6 protein-coding genes are annotated in these 7827 nt (G+C 68.8%); 2 read left to right on the top strand and 4 right to left on the bottom strand.

Annotation, left to right across the window (positions count from 1 at the left end; all coding sequences use genetic code 11):
- The 4 genes from GXB81_RS23715 to GXB81_RS23700 all read right to left on the bottom strand — a co-directional run.
- Window positions 1-1222 (bottom strand): ComEC/Rec2 family competence protein (locus GXB81_RS23715; RefSeq protein ID WP_205990480.1); only part of this gene is annotated, 1222 nt, incomplete at its 3' end.
- 112 nt (window positions 1223-1334) lie between these two features.
- The gene (locus tag GXB81_RS23710) at window positions 1335-2123 is read right to left on the bottom strand and encodes a TatD family hydrolase (RefSeq protein ID WP_205990479.1); all 789 of its coding nucleotides are present in this window, start codon (window positions 2121-2123) and stop codon (window positions 1335-1337) included.
- A 37-nt stretch (window positions 2124-2160) separates the two neighbouring features.
- Window positions 2161-2916 (bottom strand): lipoprotein-releasing ABC transporter ATP-binding protein LolD, encoded by a 756-nt coding sequence (lolD, locus tag GXB81_RS23705; RefSeq protein WP_205193384.1) that lies wholly within the window; start codon window positions 2914-2916, stop codon window positions 2161-2163.
- Complete coding sequence (locus GXB81_RS23700; protein WP_167049903.1) at window positions 2909-4162, bottom strand: lipoprotein-releasing ABC transporter permease subunit; 1254 nt, start codon at window positions 4160-4162, stop codon at window positions 2909-2911. Before GXB81_RS23700 ends, lolD begins: the two co-directional genes overlap by 8 nt.
- Before the next feature lie 474 nt (window positions 4163-4636).
- On the opposite strand from GXB81_RS23700, the gene GXB81_RS23695 reads away from it, so the two are divergent.
- Complete coding sequence (locus tag GXB81_RS23695; protein WP_205990478.1) at window positions 4637-5866, top strand: regulator; 1230 nt, start codon at window positions 4637-4639, stop codon at window positions 5864-5866.
- Between the two features lie 76 nt (window positions 5867-5942).
- The gene (recJ, locus tag GXB81_RS23690) at window positions 5943-7649 is read left to right on the top strand and encodes a single-stranded-DNA-specific exonuclease RecJ (RefSeq protein ID WP_167049899.1); all 1707 of its coding nucleotides are present in this window, start codon (window positions 5943-5945) and stop codon (window positions 7647-7649) included.
- Window positions 7650-7827 lie beyond the last annotated feature (178 nt).

Below are 7827 nucleotides of genomic sequence, written 5' to 3'. Positions count from 1 at the left end.
AGAACGACAGCCAGAATCCCGCCGACACGACCGCCCACGGATCGATCAGCAGCACGAGCCCGAGCGCCCACGCAAGCACCGTCGAGCGCGCCAGATTGCGCCCGCCGACGAATGCCAGCGCGACGACCGCCGCCATCCACAGCGTGCGCTGCGCCGGCACGTTGAAGCCTGCGAGCGCCGCATGCAGGGCGGCAAACAGCGCACCGGCCGTCACGCCGACGATTTGCGCGGGCAGCCGCAACGGCCAGCCGCGCCCGAGCCAGCCCGAGCGCCGCCATACCGCGGCCGCCAGCCAGCCGGCCAGTCCCGCGACGAAGCCGATATGCAGCCCCGAAATCGCCACCAGATGACTCGTGCCGGTGCCGCGCATCAGTTGCCAGTCGGCGGTGCTCACTTCGTCCTGCGCGCCGGTCGCGAGCGCGACGACGATCCCGCGATGCGGCGCATCGGCGAGCACCGTGTCGATCCGCGCACGCAACGCGGCACGCGAACGGTCGACCCACACCGCAAGCCCGCGCGCATAGCCCGGCAAACGCACCGCGCGATCCGCCGCGCTCACGTAACCAACCGCCCGCACGTTGCGCGCGAGCAGACTCGCTTCGGCATCGCGCACGCCGAAGTTCGCATTGCCGTGCGGACGCTTCAACCGCACGGGCAGACGCCAGCGTTGACCGGGTTCGAGCGGCGGCGCCGGTGTGTCGCGAGCGATCCACGAGAGTTGAATCACCTGCGGAAAAGCGGCGAGCCCGGCATCGTTCGTCTCGACGTCGAACAGAAATCGCGCGCCTTTCTCGTCATGCGACGGCAAACCCTTGATGCTGCCGGCGACCTCGATATCGCGCCCTTCCCACGCGTGCGGCAGGCTCACCGCGAGCCGCGTGTGCGCGCGCACGGCGGCATAACCGAAGCCCGCGCAGATTGCCGCGCACCACACGGCGCTCCAGCCGATCACCCGCCGCACGCGCGCCTCGTCGTACATGCGGCACACGCAACACGCCCACCGCCACGCCGGCGAATCCGGCAACGCACACCCGTGTGCGAGCGGCAACGCGCGCCCGTACGCAAGGGGCGTCGCGGCGCGTTCCCGCAAGCCCCAAATCGCCACACCCAGCGCCGCGCCACCCAGCAAAACCAGCGTCCACCAGCCGGCCATCCGCGGCAATGCCGCCTGCCGCTGCAAGCCGATCACACCCAACGCAAAACCACACCACACTGCTCGCATCCGCCCTCCGCGCCGCCCCACGCGAGGCGAACCCACACGCGGCGAACAGGCGACAGCAAGCCCGCCGGGCGGGGGTGTCGCCCGGCGCGAACCCTTCGATCAATGGAATCGATTATGCAGAGGAAAGCGCGAGTCGCGGCAGCGCGGCGAGCGCGTTAGCCGTTGTGCCTAGGGCGGCTGAGTCGGGTGTGACATGGCGCAGCTGCGCGAGGCTCGCGCCGATTGCCGGAATCTGCTCGGGCGAGTTGCGCTGCCTGTACATCCACGACGGCGCGATGTCCGGCGCGTCGGTCTCGACGACGAGCGCATCGAACGGCAGTTGCTCGGCGAGACGCCGGATTTGCCGCGCGCGCTCGAACGTCAGATTGCCGCCGAAGCCGAGATGCAGCCCCTGGTCGAGATACGCCTGAGCCTGCTGGAAACTGCCGTTGAATGCGTGGGCGATGCCACGATGGATCTGATGCCGCCGCAGCCCCTTGATGACCTGATCCTGCGATTTGCGCACGTGGCAGATCACCGGCAGATCGAATTCGCGCGCGAGCTGCAACTGGCCGTTGTAGAAGAATTGCTGGCGCGCGTCGTCGAGACCTTCGACGAAATAGTCGAGCCCGATCTCGCCGATGCCGACGAAGCGCGGATCGTCGAGACTCGCCTCGATCTCCATGCGCAGCAGGTCGAGGTCGGCATCGTCGGCGCCGGGCGTGAAGAGCGGATGAATGCCGAGCGCGTACGCCCCGCCCTCGACGCGATGCGCGAGTTCGCGCACCGCCGCGAAATTCTGCCGCCCGATCGCCGGAATCACGATGCGCGAGACGCCCGCGCCTCGCGCGGCCGCCGCGACCGCGTCGCGATCGGCGTCGAATTCGGCAGCATCGAGATGGCAGTGCGTATCGATCCACATGAGTCGTCTCGCAAGCGGCGGGCGCGCCCCCGCGCACTCAAACCGGTACCGGCGGCTCCTCGTGCAGCACGCCGTCGCGCAGCCGCATGATGCGGTCGCAGCGCCCGGCCAGTTCCGGGTCGTGCGTGACGATCACGAAGCTCGTTTCGAGCGTGCGCGACAGTTCGAGCATCAGGTTGAAGACCGTGTCGGCGGTACCGCCGTCGAGGTTGCCGGTCGGCTCGTCGGCGAGCACGCAGGCGGGCTTCGTGACCAGCGCCCGCGCGATCGCGACGCGCTGGCGCTCGCCGCCCGACAGCTCGCCCGGCCGATGCTTCGCACGATGCCCCATGCCGACCTGTTCGAGCACGGCAAGCGCCTCGCGGCGCGCGGCCTCGGTCGTCTCGCGGCGAATCCGCAGCGGCATCGCGACATTGTCGAGCGCGGAAAATTCCGGCAGCAGATGGTGAAACTGATAGACAAAGCCAAGCGCGCGATTGCGCAGATCGTTGCGCTCGCGCTCGGAGAGCTTCGTGAACGGCTTGCCGAGCACCGACACCTGGCCCGCGCTCGGATCGTCGAGACCGCCGAGCACGTGCAGCAGCGTGCTCTTGCCGGAGCCCGACGCGCCGACGATCGCGAGCTTCTCGCCGCGCCGCACGGAAAGCTGCGTATTGTCGAGCACCCGCACGTTCAGCCCGCCCTGCACGAACGATTTGGAAATGCCGGTTGCTTCGAGCACGTACGGATACGACGCAGGGGCCTGAGCGGTCATGGACGATTCGGTTGAAGAATGGGCAAGGCGGTCATTCATAGCGCAGCGCCTCCGCCGGACGGACCTTCGCGCCGCGCCAGCTCGGGTAGAGCGTGGCCAGCGCCGAGAGCACGAACGCGATGATGCCGATGCGCGCGACGTCGGCCGGAATCAGCTCGGACGGCAGCTCGCTGATGAAGTACACCGACGGCGGCAGGAACTGCACGCCGAACAGATGCTCGATCATCGGCACGAGCCACGGAATGCTCCACGCGATCAGGCAGCCGAGCGCGACGCCGGTCGCCGTGCCGATGAAGCCGATCGTCACGCCCTGCACGACGAAAATCTTCATGATCGAGCGGGGCTGCGCGCCGAGCGTGCGCAGGATCGCGATGTCGGCCTGCTTGTTGGTCACGGTCATCACGAGCGACGACACGAGGTTGAACGCCGCGACCGCGATGATCAGCGTGAGGATGATGAACATCATGCGCTTTTCGATCTGCACGGCCGAGAACCAGGTCTTGTTCTGCTGCGTCCAGTCGCGAATGTAGAGATCGCCCGACAGGGTGCGCGCGAGCTGATGCGCGACCTCGGGCGCGCGCTGCATGTCGGTCAGGCGCAGCCGCACGCCGCTCGGCGCGGGCAGCCGGAACAGCGCCTGCGCGTCCTTGATGTTGATCAGCGCGAGCGTGCTGTCGTATTCGTAATGCCCCGACTCGAAGATGCCGACCACCGTGAACTGCTTCAGGCGCGGCAGCATGCCGGCCGGCGTGATCGTGCCTTCGGGCGCGACCAGCGTGATCTTGTCGTTGACCTGCACGCCGAGATTGGCGGCGAGGTCCGCGCCGAGCACGATGCCAAAGTCGCCCGGCACGAGGTCGGTCAGCTTGCCGCCTTTCATTTCCTTGCCGATGTCGGACACCTCCGGTTCGAGCGTCGGCTCGACGCCGCGCAGCGCGACGCCGCTCACCGCGTCCTGGCGCGTGAGCAGCGCCTGCGCCTCGACGTACGGCGCCGCGCCGATCACTTCCTTGTTCTGCCGCGCTTCCTTCGCGGTCAGTTGCCAGTCGGGCATCGAGCCGGTCGGCGAAAAGATCTCGACGTGCGCGAGCACCGACAGCATGCGGTCGCGCACCTCTTTCTGAAAGCCGTTCATCACCGACAACACGACGATCAGCGCCGCAACGCCGAGCGCAATGCCCGACATCGACACCAGCGCGATGAACGAGATGAAGCCGTTACCGGTCGTGCGTTTGCCGGCGCGCGTGTAGCGCCAGCCAATCTGCCATTCGTAGGGAAATTTCAAGCGAATCCTTTTCTGCGTTCTTCGACTGAGTGCTGTGCACCACCGGCGCGTGGCGCCCGCCGTGCGGCCCGGGCGTCGTGATCGTTGGGCTCGCGACGGCGCGGATCGTTCCGCGTGGGGTGCGAAGCGCGGCCACCGCCTTCTGCGATCAAGCGCGAAGTTTGCCATACAAATGGCGCCGGATAATGCAACGGCCCGCAACGGCCGTGCCGGTCGTGTCCCGTGGCGCAGAACCGTATGGCGCGCGCCTGTCCTGCTAGTCCTGCAAGCGCGGCACGGGCGGGCCGGGGTTCGCTCCGGTTCGCCCGGCTCACGCGAGGCGCCCGGACCGCCCGGCTGACTGACCCCGCTTATGTGCGTCCGGCATGCCCGTCCGGTATCGATCCGATCCGGCATCGTCCTGCCTTACAACCTGCCCCGTGGCCGCCTCGCGGTGAGCGTTCCGGTCGAAATATTCGCACTCTTTACCCTACAATGCGCAACATCATGCCTGCCGACCGCCTCCACCTTCTGCTGCCGTTCGCGCTGCCCGCCGCGGCCGACGCCTCCACCGCCCTCCACGACATCCGCTGCCCGGCGCTCGACAAACTGATCGCGCGCGCGACGCTCGTCGAACGCGTGGTCGGCGAGGATTTTCAGCGCACGCTGCCGCACGAGCGCTGGGTCGCCCGGCAATTCGGCGCGCTGCCCGACGGCGCGACGTCCGCCGCCGATGAAGCGCCGCTCGCGCCCTACATGCTGCGCGCCGACGGCGGCGAACCCGGCAACGCGACATGGGCGTGCGTGCAGCCGGTGCACGTACGCATCGCGCATGACCACCTCGTGCTGATCGATCCCGCTTCGCTCGACCTGTCCGACGACGAAGCGAGCGCGCTGCTCGCGGTCGCGCGTCCACTGATCGAGGAACTCGGCGTGCGCATCGAGGCGCCGAAGCCGGCGCGCTGGTATCTGTCGAGCGACGCGTTCGGTACGCTCGCGGGCGCCTCGCCGCTGCGCGCGAGCGGCCGCAACATCGAAATCTGGCTGCCGCACGAAGCGCATTCGGGCGAGCGCTCGCGCGCGTGGATGAAGCTGCAGAACGAAGTACAGATGGCATGGTTCGAGCATCCGGTTAACGAAGCGCGCGAGGCGCGCGGGCTGCCGGCCGTCAATTCGATCTGGTTTCACGCGCAGGGCGCGGCGCGGCCGGTGCGCAGTCCGTTCGCGCAGGTGTTGTCCGATGCCACGGCCACGCGCGGCCTCGCGCTAAGTGCGGGCGCGGCGACGGGCATACCGCCCGCTTCGTTCGGCGAATTGACGGCGGCGCGGTGCGGTGCGACGAGAGGCAAGCATGCGGACATGGCAAACGCCGCTGACGCCGCGTCGACCGGCGGTTCAGGCGGCAATCCTGGCAATGATGCCGGCGCCAGCGCCAACGACAACGTCGGTGGCACCGGCAGCCCGGGCCAAGGCGCCACGCTCGTCGAACTCGATCCGTTCTCCGCGCCCTACATCGAACAGGACTGGGCGCGCTGGAACCAGGCCTTCGCCGCGCTGCAGACCGACTGGTTCGAGCCCGCGCTCGCGGCCTTGCAGGCGGGCGAACTCGCCGAACTCGGCCTCACGCTGTGCGGCGACACCGGCTCCGTGACGCTGACGGTCACGCGCGGCGATCTGCGCAAATTCTGGCGACGGCGCGTGCTGGCCTCGCTGTTCATCGAGTGAGCCACCGCATGAGCCATCCCCTGAGCCATGCCATGCCCCACCGCCAGCCCCTTCGAATCCCCTACGGCCCTTTCGCATGACCCGAATCGTTACGCGCGCCTGCTCTCCCGTCGACGCCGAAGTCCTCACCCGCCACGGCCTGCATCCGGTGCTCGCGCGCCTCTACGCGTCACGCGGCGTATGCCTGCCCGAGGACGTCGAAACCGGCCTCGCGCGGCTCGTGCCGCCTGCCGAACTGAAGGGCTGCGAGGCAGCCGCCGCGCTGCTCGCCGACGCGATCCAGCAACAGCGCCGCATGCTCGTCGTCGCCGATTACGACTGCGACGGCGCAACCGCCTGCGCGGTCGCGGTGCGCGGGCTGCGCATGTTCGGCGGCCGCATCGACTATCTCGTGCCGAACCGCATGGAGCACGGCTACGGACTCACGCCGGAGATCGTCGATCTGGCAACGTGCGGCGCGGCCGGCAAGCCCGATCTGCTGATCACGGTCGACAACGGCATCGCGAGCGTCGACGGCGTCGCGGCCGCCAACGCGCTCGGCATCGACGTGCTCGTCACCGACCACCACCTGCCCGGCGACGAACTGCCCGCCGCACGCGCGATCGTCAATCCGAACCAGCCGGGCTGCACGTTCCCGAGCAAGTGCCTTGCCGGCGTCGGCGTGATGTTCTACGTGCTGCTCGCGCTGCGCGCGGAGTTGCGCCGCCGCGGTGCGTTCGGCGAGGCATTGCCCGAACCGCGCCTCGACGGCCTGCTCGATCTGGTCGCGCTCGGCACCGTCGCCGACGTCGTGAAGCTCGACGGCAACAACCGCGTGCTGGTCGCGCAGGGTTTGCAGCGCATCCGCAAAAGCCGCATGCAGCCCGGCATCGCGGCGCTCTTTCGCGCCGCCGCGCGCGATGCGCGCAGCGCCTCGGGCTTCGACCTCGGCTTCGCGCTCGGCCCTCGCCTGAACGCGGCGGGCCGGCTGTCGGACATGTCGCTCGGCATCGAATGCCTGACCACCGACGACGTCGGCCGCGCCTGGGAACTCGCCCAGCAACTCGACACGATGAACCGCGAGCGCCGCGAGATCGAAGCCGGCATGCAGCAGCAGGCGCTCGACGATCTCTCGACGGTCAACCCCGAGGGCACGGCCACGATCACGCTGTTCAATCCGGGCTGGCATCAGGGCGTGATCGGCATCGTCGCGGGGCGGCTCAAGGAGAAGTTCCACCGCCCCTCGTTCACGTTCGCGCCCGCCGACGACAGCGGCCTCACCGTCAAGGGCTCGGGCCGCTCGATCGCGGGCTTTCACCTGCGCGACGCGCTCGATCTGATCTCGAAGCGCGAGCCGGACCTGCTCGTCAAGTTCGGCGGCCACGCGATGGCCGCGGGCCTGACGCTCGCCGCCGCCGACGTGCCGCGCTTCACGGCCGCGTTCGAAGCGGTCGGCCGCGAATGGCTGTCCGAAGAGGCGCTCGCGCGCACCGTCGAAACCGACGGCGAGCTCGAAGACGCGTACTTCACGCCGCAATTCGTCGAGATGCTCGACGCGGCCGTGTGGGGCCAGGGCTTCCCGGCGCCGGTGTTTTCGGGCGAGTTCGAGGTCGCCTCGCAGGCGCTCGTGAAGGACAAGCACCTGAAGCTGCAGCTGTTGCGCGGCCGCCAGCGCTTCAACGCGATCTGGTTCAACCATACCGATACGCTGCCCGCGCGCACGACCGTCGCCTACCGGCTCGCAAGCGATACGTGGAACGGCGTGTCGCGCGTGCAGCTGATCGTCGAGCATGCGGCAAGCTGACGCCGCCAGCGCACGCCGGCCACCGCCGCCCATGGCGCGCGCTCCCCGGCAGAGCGTGCGCCGTCCTTCGCGAAACCGCGAAAAATCTCCGCAAAATCAACTGCGAACACGCGCCGGATTGCCCCGAAGGCTCCGGCGCGGCGTGCCGATCGGCTATAATTTCACCTTTTTTACGAAG

Source organism: Paraburkholderia sp. Ac-20336 (genome assembly GCF_017105025.1).
Classification (GTDB): Bacteria; Pseudomonadota; Gammaproteobacteria; order Burkholderiales; family Burkholderiaceae; genus Paraburkholderia.
This window is presented reverse-complemented; position numbering and strand designations above follow the sequence as displayed.

What these genes read in the sequence shown, in the direction of transcription:
- GXB81_RS23710 (WP_205990479.1), bottom strand. Translation starts at nt 2,123, where the DNA reads ATGTGGATCGATACGCACTGCCATCTCGATGCTGCCGAATTCGACGCC.
- lolD (WP_205193384.1), bottom strand. Translation starts at nt 2,916, where the DNA reads ATGAATGACCGCCTTGCCCATTCTTCAACCGAATCGTCCATGACCGCT.
- GXB81_RS23695 (WP_205990478.1), top strand. Translation starts at nt 4,637, where the DNA reads ATGCGCAACATCATGCCTGCCGACCGCCTCCACCTTCTGCTGCCGTTC.
- recJ (WP_167049899.1), top strand. Translation starts at nt 5,943, where the DNA reads ATGACCCGAATCGTTACGCGCGCCTGCTCTCCCGTCGACGCCGAAGTC.